Source organism: Streptomyces sp. NPDC079020 (assembly GCF_044542225.1).
In the GTDB taxonomy this organism is placed as follows: domain Bacteria; phylum Actinomycetota; class Actinomycetes; order Streptomycetales; family Streptomycetaceae; genus Streptomyces.
The window spans coordinates 244,086-262,429 of the sequence record NZ_JBITUB010000010.1 but is presented as its reverse complement, the minus strand read 5'-3'; the positions used below and the strand labels follow the sequence as shown (position 1 = coordinate 262,429).

Here is an 18,344-nt window from a genome sequence, read left to right as displayed (position 1 = left end):
AACGGGCACCCGGTGTTCCCGGGTGCCCGTTCCCTTCGCGCGTGGGGCGTGCGAGCGCCGCTGCGCGGGGTTCAGACGGTGATCAGTGCCTCTATCGGCGCGCCCCGCAGCGCGGGCTCCAGGCGGGTCCGGCCGGAGAGGAAACCGAGCTCCATGAGGACCGAGACACCCACGACCTGGGCGCCGGCCCGCCGGATCAGCTCCAGGGAGGCCTCGGCGGTGCCGCCGGTGGCGAGGACATCGTCGATGACCATGATCCGGTCGTCCGCGGTGAGGTCCTCGGCGTGGATCTCGATCTCCGCGCTGCCGTACTCCAGCTCGTAGGACTGCCGGAGCGTGGCTCCGGGCAGCTTCCCGGCCTTGCGGACGGGTACGAAGCCGAGCCCGGCCCGGACCGCGACGGGGGCGGCCAGGATGAAGCCGCGCGCCTCCAGCCCGACGATCTTCGTGGCGCCGTGCCGGACGCACAGCTCCGCGAGGGCGTCGGTCAGCGCCGTGAAGGCGACCGGGTCCGCGAGCAGCGGGGTGATGTCCTTGAAGACCACACCGGGCTTCGGATAGTCCGCCACGTCACGGATGCGGCTGAGCAGCAGTTCCCGGGTCGATGCGGTGGTGCTGGTCATCATCGCTTCCCCGGAGTCCGGCCGTGGCCCCTGGGCTGCCGGGGCCGGCCCACGGTGGCACCGGCGGTCTCGGCGTCCTCGGGGAAGGAGTCCTGCGGCTCGTCGTCGCGCTCGTCGTCGTAGGCGGACTCGCCCCTGGCGGCGGCCGCCGCGCGCTTGGCGAGGATCCGCTTCTTGAGCGCCTTCATCTGCGGATCGCGTTCCTTGAGGTCGGCGACGAGCGGAGTGGCGATGAAGATCGAGGAGTACGCACCGGCGGCGAGACCGACGAACAGCGACAGCGAGATGTCGTTCAGCATGCCCGCACCGAGGACACCGCCGCCGATGAACAGCAGACCGGCGACCGGCAGCAGCGCCACCACGGTGGTGTTGATGGAACGGACCAGCGTGCTGTTGATCGACCGGTTGGCGATCTCGCTGTAGGTGAAGCGGGTCTGCTTGGTGATCCCCTTCTGGCCCTCCTTGAGGCTGTCGAAGACGACGACCGTGTCGTAGAGGGAGTAACCGAGGATGGTCAGCAGACCGATCACGGTGCCCGGGGTGACCTCGAAGCCGACCAGCGCGTAGACACCGACCGTGATGGTGATGTCGTGGATCAGGGCGACGAGGGCCGCGATGGCCATCCGCCACTCGAAGGCGATGGCCAGGTAGACCACCACGAGGACCATGAAGATCCCGAGGCCCATCCAGGCCTTGTTGGCGATCTGCTCACCCCAGCTGGGGCCGACCAGGTCCGCGTTGATCTTCTCCGCCGGGACCCCGAGGTCCTGGGAGAGCTGCGTCTTGATCGCGTCGGCCCTGGCCGTGTCGACCTCGGTGATCTGGATGCGCAGACCGCCGTTGCCCAGCTCCTGGACGATCGCCTCGTGGCCGGAGGCCTCCACCGCGGCCTCGTGGGCCTGGGAGGACGAGATCTTGGCCTTGACGTCGGTCGTGAAGACCGCGCCGCCCTTGAACTCGATGCCCATGTTGAGGCCGCTGACCGCCAGGCCGAGGATGGCCGTGATGGTGATCAGTATCGAGACGCCGTACCAGATCTTGCGGTTGCCGATGAAGTCGTAACCGACCTCGCCGCGGTAGAGCCGGGCGCCCAGATTGCCGAGTCGCGACATCTCACGCCTCCTTCGGGTCGGTGGAAGCGTTGGCACGGCGCGAGCGGCGGAGCGGCGGCTTCGCGCCGAGCCGCTTCGGGTCCAGCCCGGACCAGGAGTGGCCGCTGGAGAAGAACTTCGTCCGGCCCATCAGCGTCATGACGGGCTTGGTGAACAGGAACACCACGACGACGTCGAGCAGGGTGGTCAGGCCGAGCGTGAACGCGAAGCCCTGGACCTTGCCGACGGTGACGAGGAAGAGCACCGCCGCGGCCAGGAACGACACGAAGTCGGAGACCAGGATGGTGCGCCGGGCGCGCGGCCAGGCCCGCTCGATGGCCGGGCGGAGCGTCCGGCCCTCGCGGATCTCGTCACGTACACGTTCGAAGTACACGATGAACGAGTCCGCCGTGATACCGATCGCGACGATCGCACCACAGACGGCCGGCAGGTTCAGCGCGAAGCCGATGGCCGGGCCGAGCAGAGCCATGATCGTGTACGTCAGGATGCCGGAGACCAGGAGGCTGAGGAGCGCGATGAACGCGAGCCCGCGGTAGTAGGCCACCAGGTAGATGACGACGAGCGCCAGACCGATGGCACCGGCGATCAGACCGGCCTGGAGCTGCTCGCCACCGAGCGCGGCGGTCACCGTGGTGACGCTCGCCTCGTCGAAGGTGAGGGGGAGCGCGCCGTACGACAGGATGTTGCCGAGGTCCTCGGCGGACTGCTGGTCGAAGCTGCCGGAGATCTGGGCGTTCGCGCTGAGCGCCGTCCGCACGGAGGGCGCGGAGACGACCTCTCCGTCGAGGACGATCGCGAACTGGTTCATCGGCGGCTGCTGCTGCGAGAGCCGCGAGGTGATCTTCTGGAACTTCTTGGCGCCGCCGGAGGTGAACTCCATCGACACGATCCACTCGCCGGTGGTCTGGTCGATGGCGCCCTGGGCGTCGTCGACGTCGCTGCCGGAGACCTCGGCCGGGCCGAGCACGTACTTCTCGTACTGACCGGGGGTGTTCGAGCCGCAGGCGACGATGGAGTCGGTGGGCTTGGCGTCCTTGCCGGCTTCCGAGCGCTGCTTCGGGTCGCTGCAGTCGAGCTTGACGAACTCTTCCTGGAGCTTGGCCGCCGCGGGGTCGACGGACGGCGTCGCGGACGCGTCGGGCGACTTCTTCGAGGACTTCGGCTTCGAGGAGTCGGTGGCGCTCGGGGTGGGGTCCTTCTTCAGGGCTCCGGTGACCGCGCGTCCCTGGGTGGTGGCGCTCGCCGACGGCGAGCCGGAGGAGGTGGCCTCGTCACCCTTGGCCTTGTCCCCGGCCTTGGCGGACTCCTCCGCGCTCGGCGTGGCACTGCCCGTGGGCTTCGGGCTGCCCGTGGGCTCCGGCTGCCCGGGGCCGCCGGCCTGGACGGTCAGAACGGGCCGGAAGTAGAGCTGGGCGGTGGTACCGACCTGCTCCCGGGCCTGCTCGGAGTCCGTCCCCTTGGGGATGTTGACGATGATGTTCTTCTCGCCCTGGGTCTGAACCTCGGCCTCGGAGACACCCAGACCGTTGACCCGTCGCTCGATGATGCCGACCGCGGTGTTCATATTGGTCGGATTGATCGCGTCGGGTTTGCCGGGCTGGCTCTTCGCCTCAAGCGTGATCGAGGTCCCGCCCGCCAGGTCGATACCCAGCCGGGGCGTGGTGTGACCGGACAGGAACATCCCGCCGGTGAGCGCGACCATGGCGATCAGGATCAGAACCAGGGCACGCCCCGGCCTGCTCTGACCACCGGCCGGCCCGCGGCCCTTCTTCGGTGCTGCCACCTTCTCGTTTCTCCCTGTCCAACCGCCCCGCGCCGGGTACACGCCCGAGCGGCCACGAAGTGTTGTGGGGACCCGCCCCCGCAGAAAACCGCACGGCCCGGGGGACGCCGCGCACCGATGGGCGTGGCGTCCCCGAATCGTGAACTACTTCGCGTCGGCCTCGCCGTCGGCCTTGCCGCCCTTGGAGTCCTTGGCGTCCTTGGCCGCGACGTCCTCGGTGTCCGCCGGCTCGGCGTCCTCGTCCTCGTCCTTCTTGACCAGGTCGATCTTCGCGTCGTCGTCGCCGGTGAGCGAGGAGGCGTCGTCGGGCACGACCGCGCCGTCGACCTTGAGGTCGTCGTCGCCGTGGACGATGCGGTTGTACTCCTCGTCGTCGAGGACGGCACCGATCGAGTTCTTGGCGTAGACGGCGTGGACGCCGGGGGCGACCTCAAGGAGAACCGTGTCGTCGTGCACCTCCTTGACGGTGGCGTACATGCCTCCGATCGTCCGGACGCCGGTGCCGGGCTGCATGTCGTTGCGCATCTGCGCAGCCGCCGCCTGCTTCTTCTTGGCGGACCGGGTCATCAGGAACATGGCCCCGATGAGCACGATGAAGGGGAGGAGAGTCACGATATTCACGGGACGGAAATTCCTTCGCACGACCGCGCTGGAATGCGGCCTGTATATACGGGGGTGGGTACACCGACCTTTAAGGGCGGCATCGGCGGAGTCTAAGCGAGTCCGCATCGATGGAACAACGCCCAGCATCGCACCGTGGTTCCGCTACGGGTCAACCTGTGACGCATCACGCCCCGAACAGACCCTGTTGTCCCTTTCCGCCGTGCTGCGGAGGTACGAGGCCGAGGTGGGCCCAGGCCGCGGGGGTGGCGACCCGCCCGCGCGGCGTCCTGGCCAGCAGTCCTTCCCGTACGAGGAAGGGCTCGGCGACCTCCTCGACCGTCTCGCGCTCCTCCCCCACGGCGACCGCGAGGGTGGACAGGCCGACCGGTCCGCCGCCGAAGAGTTTCAGCAGGGCGCCGAGGACCGCCCGGTCCAGCCGGTCGAGGCCGCGGGCGTCAACCTCGTACACCTTGAGCGCCGCGGCGGCGATCTCCCGGTCGACCGTGCCGTCGGCCTTGACCTGGGCGTAGTCCCGGACACGGCGCAGCAGCCGGTTGGCGATACGGGGGGTGCCCCGGGAGCGTCCGGCGATCTCGGCGGCGCCGTCCGCGTCGATACCGACATCCAGCAGCCGGGCCGAGCGGTGGATCACTCGTTCCAGTTCGGCGGGGGCGTAGAACTCCATGTGCCCGGTGAAGCCGAAGCGGTCGCGCAGCGGGGGCGGCAGCAGACCGGCCCGGGTGGTGGCGCCGACGAGAGTGAACGGCGGAAGTTCGAGCGGGATCGCGGTGGCGCCGGGGCCCTTGCCGACGATGACGTCGACCCGGAAGTCCTCCATCGCCATGTAGAGCATCTCCTCGGCGGGCCGCGACATCCGGTGGATCTCGTCGAGGAAGAGGACCTCGCCCTCCTGGAGGGAGGAGAGGATCGCCGCGAGGTCGCCCGCGTGCTGGATGGCGGGTCCCGAGGTGATCCTGATCGGGGCGTTCATCTCGGCCGCGATGATCATGGACAGAGTGGTCTTGCCGAGCCCGGGGGCACCGGAGAGCAGGACGTGGTCGGCGGTGGCGCCGCGGGCGCGGGCCGCCTTGAGGACCAGGTCGAGCTGTTCGCGGACCTTCTCCTGGCCGACGAACTCCTCCAGGTCCTTCGGGCGCAGGGCCGCTTCGACCGCGGTGTCCTCGCCGTCCGCGCCGGCGTCGACCAGCCGGTCGTCGAACTGCGGCACCGGCCGCTCGTCGGTGTCGGGTCCGGTCTCGTCCCAGTTCATTCGGTCAGTCCCGCCTCGGGTGTTTCGGTGCCGGTCAGCGTGCGCGGTTGAGAGTCTGCAGGGCGGCGCGCAGCAGCTGCGGCACGGGGGGCTGAACGCCTTCGGCGACGGCGGCCTCGGCCTGCGGGGCCACGGCGGAGACCGCCTCGTCCGCCTCGCGGGTCGCGTAGCCGAGCCCGATCAGCGCGGCCTGCAGCTGGTCGCGCCAGGCCGGGGTGACGGGGGTGCCGATGCCCTGCTGGCCGATGTGGGCGCCGACGGGCTCGCCGAGCCGGTCCTTCAGCTCCAGCAGGAGCTTCTGGGCCCCCTTCTTGCCGATGCCCGAGACGGCGGTGAGCGCCTTCTCGTCGCCGGTGGAGACCGCCAGGCGCAGCGCGTCCGGGCTGTGGGTGGCGAGCATGGCCTGGGCCAGCCGGGGGCCGACGCCGCTGGCGGTCTGGAGCAGCTCGAAGACCCGGCGCTCGTCGTCGTCGGCGAAGCCGTAGAGCGTGAGCGAGTCCTCCCGTACGACGAGGGAGGTGGCGAGCCTGGCCTCCTTGCCGATGCGCAGATCCGTGAGGGTGCCCGGGGCGCACTGGACGGCCATGCCGATCCCGCCGACCTCGATCACGGCCGTGGTCGGGGTGACGGCGGCCACCGGGCCGGAGACGAAGGCGATCATGCGGTACGGCCTTTCAGCGTGCGATGGGCGGCGACTGCCTGCTGGAGTCGGTTCTGGGCGGGTGCGCGCCAGATGTGGCAGATGGCGAGCGCGAGGGCGTCGGCGGCGTCGGCGGGCTTGGGCGGCGCGTCCAGCCGGAGCAGCCGGGTCACCATGGCGCCGACCTGTGCCTTGTCCGCGCGGCCCGAACCGGTGACGGCTGCCTTGACCTCGCTGGGGGTGTGCAGGGCGACGGGGATGCCGCGCCGGGAGGCGCAGAGCATGGCGACCGCGCTGGCCTGGGCGGTGCCCATCACCGTACGGACGTTGTGCTGGGAGAACACCCGCTCCACGGCGACGAACTGGGGGCGGTGTTCGTCGAGCCACTGCTCGATGCCCCGCTCGATGTCGACCAGCCGGTGCCCCAGTTCGGCGTCGGAGGCGGTGCGGACGACGCCGACGCCGATCATGGTCAGCGGGCGGCCCGCGACGCCTTCGACGACACCGACACCGCACCGGGTCAGCCCCGGGTCCACGCCGAGTACCCGCATGGAGCCCCCCTGTCCTCACCACTCGGTCAACTGTTCTGGCAGGCTATCGGCTCGCACCGACAATGCGACGGGCCGACGGGGTGTGTCCCCGTCGGCCCGTGCGCGGAAGCCGTTCGCCGATCGCGCCTCAGGCGTCGACCTTCTCCATGACCTCGTCGGACACGTCGAAGTTCGCGAAGACGTTCTGCACGTCGTCGCTGTCCTCCAGCGCGTCGATGAGCTTGAAGATCTTGCGCGCGCCCTCTTCGTCGAGGTCGACCTGCATGGTGGGCAGGAAGTTGGCCTCGGCGGAGTCGTAGTCGATGCCGGCCTCCTGGAGCGCGGTACGGACCGCGACCATGTCGGTGGCCTCGCTGACGACCTCGAAGGTCTCACCGAGGTCGTTGACCTCCTCGGCGCCCGCGTCGAGCACCGCTCCGAGGACGTCGTCCTCGGACAGCTCGCCCTTGGGGACGATGACGACGCCCTTGCGGTTGAAGAGGTACGAGACGGAGCCCGGGTCGGCCATCGAGCCGCCGTTGCGGGTCATCGCGACACGTACGTCGGAGGCGGCACGGTTGCGGTTGTCGGTGAGGCACTCGATGAGCACCGCGACACCGTTGGGGCCGTAGCCTTCGTACATGATCGTCTCGTAGTCGGCGCCGCCCGCTTCGAGACCGCCTCCGCGCTTGACCGCGGAGTCGATGTTCTTGTTCGGGACGGAGCTCTTCTTCGCCTTCTGGATGGCGTCGACGAGCGTCGGGTTGCCCTCGGGATCCACGCCGCCGGAACGCGCCGCGACCTCGATGTTCTTGATCAGCTTCGCGAAGAGCTTGCCGCGCTTGGCGTCAATCACGGCCTTCTTGTGCTTCGTCGTAGCCCATTTAGAGTGGCCGGACATCTGCCTTCTCCTTCGCGTCACCAAAATCGATCCGAACCCGAGAGATCCTACCGGGATCCGGTCAGCCGACTGCGCGCACCATGTCGACGAAGAGCGCGTGAACGCGGTGATCTCCGGTCAGTTCCGGGTGGAACGACGTGGCAAGGGCGTTTCCCTGCCGTACGGCGACAATATGGCCACCGTGCACGGCGAGGACATCGGCCGCGGGCCCGATGGATTCGACCCAGGGTGCCCGGATGAAAACACCCTCGACCGGGCCGCCCGCTATTCCGTCGACCTCGACGGCGGCCTCGAAGGACTCGTTCTGCCGCCCGAAGGCGTTGCGGCGCACGATCATGTCGATGCCGCCGACGGTCTCCTGGCCCGACCGGGGGTCGAGGATCTTGTCGGCGAGCAGGATCATTCCGGCGCAGGTGCCGTAGACCGGCATCCCGGCCCGTACCCGCTCACGCAGGGGTTCCAGCATGCCGAACAGGACGGCGAGCTTGGACATGGTGGTGGATTCGCCGCCGGGTATGACGAGGCCGTCGACCTCGGCGAGCTCTTCGGGGCGCCGGACCGGCCTGGCCAGGGCATCGGCCGAGGCCAGGGCGATCAGGTGCTCCCGTACGTCGCCCTGGAGAGCCAGGACTCCGATCACAGGGGTGTCGCTCATCGGTGGTTACCAGCCACGGTTCGCGTAGCGCTCGGCCTCGGGCAGCGTGTCGCAGTTGATGCCGACCATGGCCTCGCCCAGGTTGCGGGAGGCGTCCGCGATGACCTTCGGGTCGTCGTAGAAGGTGGTGGCCTTGACGATGGCGGCCGCGCGCTTGGCGGGGTCGCCGGACTTGAAGATGCCGGAGCCGACGAAGACGCCCTCGGCACCGAGCTGACGCATCAGAGCGGCGTCGGCGGGGGTGGCCACGCCACCGGCGGAGAACAGGACGACGGGCAGCTTGCCGAGCTCGGCGACCTCCTTGACCAGCTCGTACGGGGCGCGCAGCTCCTTCGCGGCGGCGTACAGCTCGTTGTTGTCGTAGCCGCGCAGCCGGGCGATCTCGTTCTTGATCTGGCGCAGGTGGCGGACGGCCTCGACGACGTTGCCGGTGCCGGCCTCGCCCTTGGAGCGGATCATCGCCGCGCCCTCGGCGATCCGGCGCAGAGCCTCGCCGAGGTTGGTGGCGCCGCAGACGAAGGGGGTGGTGAAGGCGAACTTGTCGCTGTGGTTGACCTCGTCGGCCGGGGTGAGGACCTCGGACTCGTCGATGTAGTCGACACCCAGGGACTGGAGGACCTGGGCCTCGACGAAGTGGCCGATGCGGGACTTGGCCATGACGGGGATGGAGACGGCCGCGATGATCTCCTCGATCATGTTGGGGTCGGACATCCGGGCCACTCCGCCGTCCTTGCGGATGTCGGCGGGCACCCGCTCCAGGGCCATGACGGCCACGGCGCCCGCGTCCTCGGCGATCTTCGCCTGCTCGGCGTCGACGACGTCCATGATCACGCCGCCCTTGAGCTGCTCGGCCATGCCGCGCTTGACGCGGGCGGTGCCGGTGGCGGGGGACTCGGCGGACTGCGGGGTACTGGGAAGCGTGGACACGGAACCTCACTCGGTGAAAAGACGCTGGTTTCTACAGCACCGAGCAAACGCTCCGGGACCAGTCCACAGCAAGGGCCAATGAACAGCCCGTGGCCCGTTTTCCCGCCGCGTACAGTCACCCTTCCGCGCGGGGCCCGGCCTTGACGGCGGTCCTGACGGCGCGGTGCCGGTGGCGTCGCCGTTCAGGTCCCCGGGCGGTCCGCGAGGGCCACCGGCGGCGCGTCGTCCATCTCGAAGGCGAGCGGGAACGGCGCGTGCCCGGCCAGCCGGAAGAGCCGTACCGTACGGTGCCTGCGCAGGGCGCGGGCCGCCCGCACGGCGTCGTTGTGGAAGCGCCTTGCCATCGGCACCCGGCGCACGGCGGCGGCCAGTTCGGTGGCGGCCTCCTCGCCGCCGGGGATCTCCTTCACCGTCTCGACCTGGGCCGGTTCGCCGAAGACGGCCCGCAGCGCCGTGCTCAGCTCGCTCTCGGCGACCTCCCGCTGGTCCTCCTCGGCCTGCCGGGCGGCGTGTGCGGCCTCGTAGAGGACGATCGACGCGGCGGGGTCGAGGACGCCCGAGGTGGCCAGTTCCTGGGTGACCGAGGCGCGGCGCAGCAGTTGGGCGTCGAGCGCGGCCCGCGCCGCGTCGATGCGCGTGTGCAGCCGGTCGAGCCTGCCGGCCGTCCAGCTGAGGTACAGGCCGATCGCGAAGAGCGCGACGGCGATCCAGATGAGGGTTTCGGTCACGGGCGCAAAGGCTACCGCCGGGCGGGCCCCGCCCTGCCCTCCGGCCCGTCAGTCCCAGCGGTCCTGGTTGAGGAAACGGGCCACTCCGCGCCAGGAGTCGGGGCCCATCTCGCCGTCGACGGGCCCGGTGTAGCCGTGTGCGGCGGCGAGGCGCTGGAGGGCGGCCCAGGTGCGGGGGCCGGGTTCGCCGTCGATGGGGCCCGCGTAGCCGTAGTGGTCACGGAGGTTGCGCTGGAGGGCCGCGTACGTGTTCGCGCCGGGGTCGCCGTCGACGGGACCGGTGTAACCGGACTCGATGGAGAGCCAGCGCTGGGCCCGCTGCCAGAAGACGGTGCCGGGTTCGCCGTCCTGTTCGGTGCTCGTCTTGGGCAGGCCGCCGCCGGAGCCGCCGCCGAGGAAGAGCAGCGGGTCGATCCGGACCCCGTGGGGATCGATCATGTGCCAGTGCAGGTGGGGTCCGGTGGACGAGCCCGAGCCGGGTGCGCCGGGCTGCCCGCCGGAGAGTCCGACGATGCCCCCGGTCCCCACGGTGGCGCCGTCGGCCAGCAGGAACCGCGACAGGTGCATGTACTGCGTGCGGTACCCGTTGTCGTGGTGGATGGTGACGGTGTGGCCGCCGGTGCCGTTGTCCGGGATGTTGCGGACGGTGCCGCCGCCCGAGGCGGGCAGTGGCGTGCCGACGCCCATGCCGAAGTCGATGCCGCCCAGCGAACCGTCGTTGAGGTGGTCCTGCCAGGTGCCGGTGACCGGGTAGCCGCCGAACGGATTGTGGAAGGAGACGGCGTACGCGGCACGGGTGCCGAACAGGCCCGCGCCCGCCGTGATGCCGATGGCCGCCGCCGTCCCGCGCAGCAGCGTCCTCCTGGTGGGGCGGCGGTCATGGCCGCCCAGTGGCCCGGTCATGGGGGTTCTCCTTCGGGAGGGACTTCTCGGATGTGAGACTTGTCATGCCCACGCCCAAGGAGTCCATGCCTCCCGGGCCCGGCCGGGAGGCGTGCCGCCCCGGCCGGGTTCCGCGCCCGGCCGTCAGTCCCGGGCCGACCCGAACCGCGCCCGCAGGCCCGTCCGCTCGTCGGCCGCCACCGACGCCGCACCGTCCGTCACCGTCTCGTACACCGCGAGGATGTCCGCCCCCACCGTCGCCCAGTCGAAGCGCCGCACATGCTCGCTGCCCCGCTCACCAAGCTCCGCACGCCGCTCGGGGTCGCCCAGCAGCCGGATCGCCGCACCGGCCAGCGCGTCGGCGTCCTCGTTGGCGAACAGCTCGCCCGCCGCGCCCTGGTCCAGCACCTGGGCGAAGGCGTCCAGATCGCTCGCCAGGACAGGTGCGCCCGCCGACAGGGCCTCCACCAGGATGATCCCGAAGCTCTCGCCGCCGGTGTTCGGCGCGACGTACACATCGACGCTGCGCAGCAGCCGCGCCTTGTCCTCGTCGCTCACCATGCCGAGGAACTCGACACGCGCGCGCATCTCCGCGGGCAGCGAGGCCACCGCCTCCTCCTCGTCGCCGCGCCCCGCGACCAGCAGCCTGGTCCCCGGACGTGCGGCCAGGATCGCGGGCAGCGCCTTCATCAGGACCGGCAGGCCCTTGCGGGGCTCGTCGATCCGGCCGATGAAGCCGATCGTCCCGCCCTGCCACTCGGCCCTGGGTCCGGCCTTCGCGAAGAATCCGACATCGACACCGTTGGGGATGACGACGGCGTCGCCGCCGAGGTGCTCCACCAGGGTCCGCCGCGCGTACTCGCTCACCGCGATCCGCGCGCTGATCTTCTCCAGCGCGGGCTGGAGGATCGGATACGCGGCGATCATCGCCCGGGAGCGCGGGTTGGACGTGTGGAACGTGGCGACGATGGGCCCCTGCGCGGCCCAGCAGGCCAGCAGGCCCAGCGACGGCGAGGTCGGCTCATGGATGTGGATCACGTCGAAGGTGCCGTCGTGCAGCCAGCGGCGCACCCGTGCCGCCGACAGGAAGCCGAAGTTCAGCCGGGCGACCGAGCCGTTGTACGGCACGGGAACGGCCCGCCCCGCCGACACCACGTACGGCGGCAGCGGGGTCTCGTCGTCCGCGGGCGCCAGCACGGAGACCTGGTGGCCGAGGCGGATCAGATGCTCGGCCAGGTCCCGGATGTGGAACTGCACCCCACCGGGTACGTCCCAGGAGTACGGACAGACGATGCCGATCTTCACGGCTGTTCCCCCCGGGGGTCCAGGTCGTCGAGCCAGAGCCGCTGCAGCATGTGCCAGTCCTGCGGGTGCTCGGCGATGCCGATGGCGAAGGCGTCGGCCAGCGCCTGTGTCATCCGGGATGTCCTCTCGCCGCGGCTGCCGGCGTCCGGCACCTCGACCGGCGGGTGGATCGTGGCCTTCATCACGGGCGTCCCGTCGTACGAGAGCGTGACCGGCAGCAGCAGCGCGCCGGTCTGCTGGGCCAGCAGCGCCGGTCCCGCGGGCATCCGGGCCGCCGCGCCGAAGAAGGTCACCTCGACCCCGGAGGCCGACAGGTCACGGTCGGCGACCAGGCAGACCAGACCGCCCGCGCGCAGCCGCCGGGCCAGGGTGCCGAAGGCCGCCCCGCCGTTGTGCGGCAGGACCTCCATGCCCAGGCCCTCGCGGTAGGCCACGAAGCGGTCGTACAGCGTTTCCGGCTTGAGCCGCTCGGCGACCGTCGTGAACGGCACCTTCAGATCGGTGGTGACCCAGGCACCCGCGAGGTCCCAGTTACCCAGGTGCGGCAGCGCCAGAATCACGCCGCGCCCCGCGTCCAGGCCCTCGGTCAGCCGGTGGGCGTCCGTGACGTCGATGCTGTCCTTGATCCGCTGCGGACTCCAGGTCGGCAGCCGGAACGACTCCATCCAGTAGCGCATGTACGAGCGCATCCCGGCCTTGGACAGGGCGGCGAGCCGGGCCGGACTCGCGTCCGGCACCACGCGCGCCAGGTTCGACTCCAGCCGCAGGACGCTCTTGCCCCGCCGCTTCCACACCCGGTCGGCGATCGTACGGAAGAGGGCCTGGGCAGCGGGCTCGGGCAGTTTCTTCACCGCGCCCCAGCCGAGCCCGTACAGCCCGTCGGTCAGCCGTCCCCTCAGCCGGGACACGGTGCCGCTCACTGCGCGGCCTCGCTCCCCTGCTCCGCCGTACCACCGGCGGCCGCGGCGGCGTCCGCCTCGGCGGACTCACGGCGTACGGTCACCACGCGCTGGATCAGCGTCACGAGGCTGCCCGCGGCGACGATCCACAGCGCGATCGGCAGCAGGATGTCGATCCCCGGCACACCGAACGTGTGCAGACCGGCCAGGCCCGCGGCGACCAGCGAGATCACCAGCCGCTCGGCGCGCTCCACCAGACCGTTCACCGCGACCGGCAGACCGATCGACTCGCCTCGCGCCTTCGTGTACGAGACCACCTGGCCGCTGGCCAGGCAGAAGATCGAGACGGCGCACAGCACGTTGTCGTCGCCGCCGCCCGCGTACCACAGGGCGAACCCGCCGAAGATCGCCCCGTCGGCGACCCGGTCGAGCGTCGAGTCGAGGAACGCGCCCCACCGGCTGGAGATCCCGGCCTGCCGCGCCATATTGCCGTCGACGAGGTCGGAGAACACGAAGACCGTGATGACGATCGTGCCCCAGAAGAACTCCCCCATCGGGAAGAAGACCAGCGCGCCTGCCATCACTCCGGCCGTGCCGATGAGAGTGACCGCGTCGGGGCTGACCCCGAGACGGAGCAGCAGAGCGGCGAACGGTGTGAGGACACGCGTAAAAAATGCACGCGCGTACTTGTTCAGCATGGCCTTCCCGAGGGTTCGGTTGGCCGAGCGGCCCTTTCGGCCACCGGCTGGCCCATCGTAGTCACGACCCGTGCGCTCCACCGGACGGGCACCCGTCCCCCCGGCGGTGTCTTCGCCCTCACCGTGGCTCGCGCCCGGGGCACCGGCGCACTCACGCACGGCCTCCCGGCGCGACGGCGCACGGTCTGCGGCCGCGCCGGCGCCTCGCGTGCGGCCCGCGCCGGGGCGCGACGTATGGACGCGGCACGGCCGGAGTGGAAAGCTCGGAATACGGCCCACCCCACGGCGGGGAGCCCGCTCTCCGTCGCGGGGCGGGCCGCAGACACCGCGGGCGTCGCCGGAGCCGCCGCGGCGGCTCCCCCGTGCCCGTGACCGATCTCCCCCACCTCGCGGGCGGATCTCTCTCCCGCACCGCGCACTCAGCCGGGAGGCACACCTCATGGGCGCCACATCGCACGCACACCCCGGAGCCGCCGGAAGGGCACCGGCGGCCGACCACCCCTCCTCCCTGCGCAACGTGGTGCTGGTCGGCCACAGTGGATCGGGAAAGACCACCCTGGTCGAGGCCCTGGCCCTGGCGGCGGGAGCCGTCAACCGGGCCGGCCGGGTCGAGGACGGCGCGACGGTCTCCGACTACGACGAGATGGAGCACCGCAGGCACCGGTCCGTACAGCTCTCCCTGGTCCCCGTCGAATGGGGCGGCCACAGGATCAATCTGCTGGACACCCCCGGCTACGCGGACTTCGTCGGGGAACTCAGGGCCGGTCTGCGCGCGGCGGACGCGGCCCTCTTCATCGTCTCGGCCGCCCAGGAGGCGGACGCCGTGGCCGGTACCACCCGCGCCGTGTGGGAGGAGTGCGCGCTGGTCGGGATGCCCCGGGCGATTGTCGTCACCCACCTCGACACCGCGCGCACCTCCTTCGACGACATGACCCGGATCTGCGCGGAGATCTTCGGCGGCGGCGACCCCGACGCCGTGCTCCCGCTGTATCTGCCCGTCCAGGGCCCCGAGGGCCCGGACGGGCACGCCCCGCTCACCGGACTCACCGGACTGCTCACCGAGCGGGTCCTCGACTACTCCGGCGGCGAACGGAAGGAGCGCGCGCCCGCCGACGGCCGGCGCGAACAGCTGCGGGAGGCCCGCGACCGGCTGATCGAGGGGATCATCGCCGAGAGCGAGGACGAGACCCTGATGGACCGCTATCTCGACGGCGGCGACATCAGCACCCGGACACTCATCGACGACCTCGAACGCGCCGTCGCACGCGGCACCTTCCACCCCGTCCTCACCGCCGCCCCCGCACCGGAGGGCGCCCGCCAGGGCATCGGCACCGTCGAACTCCTGGAACTGATCACCCGCGGCTTCCCCGCCCCGCCCGAACGCGTGCTGCCCACCGTGACCACCCCCGGGGGCGAACCCCGCCCGGCCCCGGTGTGCGATCCGGAGGGTCCCCTGCTGGCCGAGGTCGTCAAGACGTCCTCCGACCCGTACGTGGGCCGGATCTCGCTCGTCCGCGTCTTCTCGGGCACGCTGCGCCCCTACGACACCGTGCATGTCCGCGGCCGAGGACTCACCGGCGGCGGCCTTGAGCCACGCCCCTGCCACGACGCGGAGGTGCGGATCGGCGCGCTCTCCGCCCCGTTCGGCAAGCAGCAACGCACCCTGGAGCGGTGCGTCGCCGGTGACCTCGCCTGTGTCACCGGGCTGGGCGGCGCCGAGACCGGCGACACCCTGTCCCCCGTGGACGATCCGGTCCTGATGGAGCCCTGGAGCATGCCCGATCCGCTGCTCCCGCTGGCCGTCCGGGCGCACAGCAAGGCCGACGAGGACAAGCTCTCCCAGGGCCTGGCCCGGCTGGTCGCCGAGGATCCCACGATGCGCCTGGAGCAGAACCCCGACACCCACCAGGTCGTCCTGTGGTGCCTGGGCGAGGCGCATCAGGACGTCGCGCTGGAACGCCTGCGCAGCCGGTACGGCGTCAACGTCGACGCCGTTCCGCACCTGGTCCCGCTGCGGGAGACGTTCGCCGGTCCCGCGTCCGGCCGCGGCCGGCACGTCAAGCAGTCAGGCGGCCACGGCCAGTTCGCCGTCTGCGAGATCGAGGTCGAGCCGCTGCCCTCCGGCACCGGTATCGAGTTCGTCGACAAGGTGGTCGGCGGGGCGGTACCCCGCCAGTTCGTCTCCTCCGTCGAGAAGGGCGTCCGGGCCCAGGCCTCCCGCGGACTCGTCGCCGGGCACCCACTGGTCGATCTGCGCGTCACCCTGCTGAACGGCAAGGCGCACTCGGTGGACTCCTCCGACGCCGCCTTCCAGACCGCCGGGGCCCTGGCCCTGCGCGAGGCCGCCGCGGAAACCCGTATCCAGCTCCTGGAGCCGGTGGCCGAGGTCCGGGTCCTGGTTCCCGACGACTACGTGGGCCCCGTGATGAGCGACCTCTCGGGACGCCGCGGCCGGGTCGTCGGCACCGAGCAGGCCAGCGGCGGACGCACCCTCGTACGGGCCGAGGTGCCGGAGATCGAGATCGGCCGGTACGCCGTCGACCTGCGGTCCCTGTCGCACGGCACCGGCCGCTTCGACCGCTCGTACGCCCGGCACGAAGCGATGCCGCATCAGCTCGCCGACCGTGTCCGCGAGGAGACGAAGGACGGCGGGTGAGCGGTACGGACGGGCGAGCGGGGAAATAGGGAACGGGGAACCGCAAGCGGGAGCGGTGGACGGGCGAGCGGGGAGCGGGGAAGGCTCAGCACTCGCACGACGGCGCGCGGCGCACACGGGGCGCACGCGCCGCCGTGTGCGGCGCATGCCTGACGGAGTGTCGCAATCACTGCCGGCCCCCGACCGGGGACCGGGCGGTGTCGCTATCCGGACGCTACGCTGTGGTCGCAGCTCAGAAGGTATGCCGCGTACGGTAGTTGGGCACACCCGCAGGAGCAGACCATGCGGCGAGTGGGGGCGACAGTGGCCAACGACGGATTCGACTTTTCACCCGGAGCGCAGATTCCGCTGCAGGGATCCGGCGGGCAGGCGGTGGCGACCAACGCCCTGGCCTCCGCCGCGTACCGCGACAGCCCGGTGGAGAAGATCCTCGAAGCCAACAGCGAGTGGCACAAGTCCGAAGTGAAGCCGGGCTCCTCCAAGCTTTTCAAGTCCGACTATTTCAAGCCGAATCTTGGCGAGGCGTTCGCCCGCGCCGTCCAGGAGAGGATGCTGGGCGGCGCCCGCGGCGCCCTCATCCAGTCGTTCGGCACCGACCCTCAGACCGTGGTCGAGCACTGTCTCTCGGCGAGCAGGCTGCGCAAGGCCCGGGACACCCGGCTGACCCTGATCACCGGGGTGTTCGGCATCCTGTTCCTGCCCGGACTGCTGGCGTGGGTCCTGGTCTTCCGGGGGCGCGACGCCCTCAACAAGTCCAAGGACAAGGTCTTCCGGTCGGTGGGCACCGGCCTTCTGTTCGCCTTCGGCATCGGCGCCCTGATCCTCCTGATCAAGCTGCCCCTGGACGGAATCCTGGCGTTCTACCTGCGCGGCACGATCATCGCCCCGGTGATCGGCTGGCTCCTCGCGAAGCGGATCGCGGAGGCGTCCGCCAAGGACATGCGGGCCCGCTGGGAGGGGCTTCTGTCCGGGGGCGGCGTCGTGGCCAAGATCCCCGAGGCCGTGCCGAAGAACCCCAACGAGACGGCCCGTGAGGCGCTGCGCCAGGGCCTGGAGAAGCTCTCCGCCGAGCAGCAGTCCAATTCGGTCTTCTACGCCGGCCCCAAGGGTGTCCTCGGGATGGGCACCCGCTGGGGCAGCTGGCAGCTCGCGGAGGAACTGGTCGCCAAGGACCCGGCCAAGGAGATCCACCAGTTCCGCAGCTGGGACCTGATCAGGATCATCCACGACCAGCTGAAGATGCTGGAGCGCGGACCGCTGAACACCGGCGGCTTCCCCACCCCGTCCGTCAAGCACTGGATCGTCTCGCCCGTGGGCGAGAACGCGGGGTCGGTCTCCCGCCCCGACGGCGAGGACGTCGCCACCTTCCAGGTCAAGCCGCACGAGATACAGCGGATCTGCAACCACCAGCAGTTCGGCAGCGGTGACCGTCACTACCTCGGCGTCCAGTTCACGCTCTGGGACGGACAGCTCGTGATCACGATGATGATCACTGTCACCGTGCTCCACGAGACCCTGCGCATCGAGGTGACCGGGCACGCGCTGGGCCCGGTCCACGGACTCTTCCTGTCCAAGCCGGAGGAGAAGTCCAGGACGGTCAACAAGACCGTCAGGTTCTGGGAGACCCGCAAGATCCAGCTGCCGCTGGTCGACGCGACCGAGGTGGTCCGGCTCGCGCTGCGCGCCCCGCTGACCTGGTACCCGCCGCTCCTGGACTACCTCGGCGGCAAGATAGTCCTCCCGGAACCCTTCGGCCTGCGCCACGCCTGGGCCGCCAAGCCGTGGAACCACCGCTTCATGGCGGACGACGCGATGCGCGCCGCGACCCCCGTGCTGCGCGTCGTGCACTCGGCGGCGATGCGGGTCCTCGCGGAGCACGGCGTCGACACCGAGCGCTTCGACAACCGCTCGATGGTGCTGAGCGGCATGGTGCAGGACCCGTCGCCGAAGAAGGCGGACGTCTACGACGCGTAGGAACGCGCACACGGGTCCCCCGGCACACGCGGGTCCGTACAGACACCGTGGGGGGGCCCCCGCGGGATAGCCCGGGGGGGCCCCCCGCCCGCGCGCCGCGCGGCGCCGCCCGCCCGGCCCGCCCCCCCCGGGCCCGCGGGGGGCCGCCACCAACCCGG

At 71.0% G+C, this 18,344-nt stretch carries 17 protein-coding genes; 2 read left to right on the top strand and 15 right to left on the bottom strand.

Annotation, left to right across the window (positions count from 1 at the left end; all coding sequences use genetic code 11):
- Nucleotides 1-71: 71 nt before the first annotated feature.
- The 15 genes from ACIGJO_RS22560 to pgsA form a co-directional block, all read right to left on the bottom strand.
- Nucleotides 72-623, bottom strand: coding sequence for an adenine phosphoribosyltransferase (locus ACIGJO_RS22560; protein ID WP_399960706.1), 552 nt, complete (start codon nucleotides 621-623; stop codon nucleotides 72-74).
- On the bottom strand, nucleotides 623-1,735 hold the full coding sequence (gene secF / locus ACIGJO_RS22555; RefSeq protein WP_399960704.1) for a protein translocase subunit SecF: 1,113 nt from the start codon (nucleotides 1,733-1,735) through the stop codon (nucleotides 623-625). Before secF ends, ACIGJO_RS22560 begins: the two co-directional genes overlap by 1 nt.
- Before the next feature lies 1 nt (nucleotide 1,736).
- The gene (secD, locus tag ACIGJO_RS22550; RefSeq protein WP_399960702.1) at nucleotides 1,737-3,518 is read right to left on the bottom strand and encodes a protein translocase subunit SecD; all 1,782 of its coding nucleotides are present in this window, start codon (nucleotides 3,516-3,518) and stop codon (nucleotides 1,737-1,739) included.
- Between the two features lie 144 nt (nucleotides 3,519-3,662).
- Nucleotides 3,663-4,139, bottom strand: coding sequence for a preprotein translocase subunit YajC (gene yajC, locus ACIGJO_RS22545; RefSeq protein ID WP_399960700.1), 477 nt, complete (start codon nucleotides 4,137-4,139; stop codon nucleotides 3,663-3,665).
- A 166-nt stretch (nucleotides 4,140-4,305) separates the two neighbouring features.
- Nucleotides 4,306-5,391: a Holliday junction branch migration DNA helicase RuvB gene (gene ruvB, locus ACIGJO_RS22540; protein ID WP_399960698.1), complete on the bottom strand. Its 1,086-nt coding sequence runs from the start codon at nucleotides 5,389-5,391 to the stop codon at nucleotides 4,306-4,308.
- A 34-nt stretch (nucleotides 5,392-5,425) separates the two neighbouring features.
- A complete protein-coding gene (gene ruvA, locus ACIGJO_RS22535) occupies nucleotides 5,426-6,052 on the bottom strand; it encodes a Holliday junction branch migration protein RuvA (RefSeq protein WP_399960695.1) in 627 nt (208 codons plus the stop codon).
- Nucleotides 6,049-6,582, bottom strand: coding sequence for a crossover junction endodeoxyribonuclease RuvC (gene ruvC / locus ACIGJO_RS22530; RefSeq protein WP_399960693.1), 534 nt, complete (start codon nucleotides 6,580-6,582; stop codon nucleotides 6,049-6,051). Before ruvC ends, ruvA begins: the two co-directional genes overlap by 4 nt.
- Nucleotides 6,583-6,709: 127 nt before the next feature.
- The gene (locus tag ACIGJO_RS22525; RefSeq protein WP_266929230.1) at nucleotides 6,710-7,462 is read right to left on the bottom strand and encodes a YebC/PmpR family DNA-binding transcriptional regulator; all 753 of its coding nucleotides are present in this window, start codon (nucleotides 7,460-7,462) and stop codon (nucleotides 6,710-6,712) included.
- Between the two features lie 61 nt (nucleotides 7,463-7,523).
- Nucleotides 7,524-8,117 carry a pyridoxal 5'-phosphate synthase glutaminase subunit PdxT gene (pdxT, locus tag ACIGJO_RS22520; RefSeq protein WP_399960690.1) on the bottom strand — a complete coding sequence of 198 codons (594 nt, stop codon included), beginning with the start codon at nucleotides 8,115-8,117 and terminating at the stop codon, nucleotides 7,524-7,526.
- A 6-nt stretch (nucleotides 8,118-8,123) separates the two neighbouring features.
- Complete coding sequence (gene pdxS / locus ACIGJO_RS22515; protein WP_399960687.1) at nucleotides 8,124-9,044, bottom strand: pyridoxal 5'-phosphate synthase lyase subunit PdxS; 921 nt, start codon at nucleotides 9,042-9,044, stop codon at nucleotides 8,124-8,126.
- A 182-nt stretch (nucleotides 9,045-9,226) separates the two neighbouring features.
- Nucleotides 9,227-9,772, bottom strand: coding sequence for a hypothetical protein (locus ACIGJO_RS22510; RefSeq protein ID WP_266929234.1), 546 nt, complete (start codon nucleotides 9,770-9,772; stop codon nucleotides 9,227-9,229).
- A gap of 48 nt (nucleotides 9,773-9,820) precedes the next feature.
- Nucleotides 9,821-10,675, bottom strand: a complete 855-nt coding sequence (locus tag ACIGJO_RS22505; RefSeq protein WP_399960685.1) for a peptidoglycan DD-metalloendopeptidase family protein — start codon at nucleotides 10,673-10,675, stop codon at nucleotides 9,821-9,823.
- Nucleotides 10,676-10,798: 123 nt separating this feature from the next.
- On the bottom strand, nucleotides 10,799-11,959 hold the full coding sequence (locus ACIGJO_RS22500; RefSeq protein WP_399960683.1) for a glycosyltransferase family 4 protein: 1,161 nt from the start codon (nucleotides 11,957-11,959) through the stop codon (nucleotides 10,799-10,801).
- Complete coding sequence (locus ACIGJO_RS22495) at nucleotides 11,956-12,867, bottom strand: phosphatidylinositol mannoside acyltransferase (protein ID WP_399960834.1); 912 nt, start codon at nucleotides 12,865-12,867, stop codon at nucleotides 11,956-11,958. Before ACIGJO_RS22495 ends, ACIGJO_RS22500 begins: the two co-directional genes overlap by 4 nt.
- 8 nt (nucleotides 12,868-12,875) lie before the next feature.
- Nucleotides 12,876-13,556, bottom strand: coding sequence for a phosphatidylinositol phosphate synthase (gene pgsA, locus ACIGJO_RS22490; RefSeq protein ID WP_399960681.1), 681 nt, complete (start codon nucleotides 13,554-13,556; stop codon nucleotides 12,876-12,878).
- A 439-nt stretch (nucleotides 13,557-13,995) separates the two neighbouring features.
- On the opposite strand from pgsA, the gene ACIGJO_RS22485 reads away from it, so the two are divergent.
- Both ACIGJO_RS22485 and ACIGJO_RS22480 read left to right on the top strand, forming a co-directional pair.
- Nucleotides 13,996-16,212: an elongation factor G-like protein EF-G2 gene (locus ACIGJO_RS22485; protein WP_399960679.1), complete on the top strand. Its 2,217-nt coding sequence runs from the start codon at nucleotides 13,996-13,998 to the stop codon at nucleotides 16,210-16,212.
- 303 nt (nucleotides 16,213-16,515) lie between these two features.
- Nucleotides 16,516-18,186, top strand: a complete 1,671-nt coding sequence (locus tag ACIGJO_RS22480) for a hypothetical protein (protein WP_399960832.1) — start codon at nucleotides 16,516-16,518, stop codon at nucleotides 18,184-18,186.
- Nucleotides 18,187-18,344: the final 158 nt, after the last annotated feature.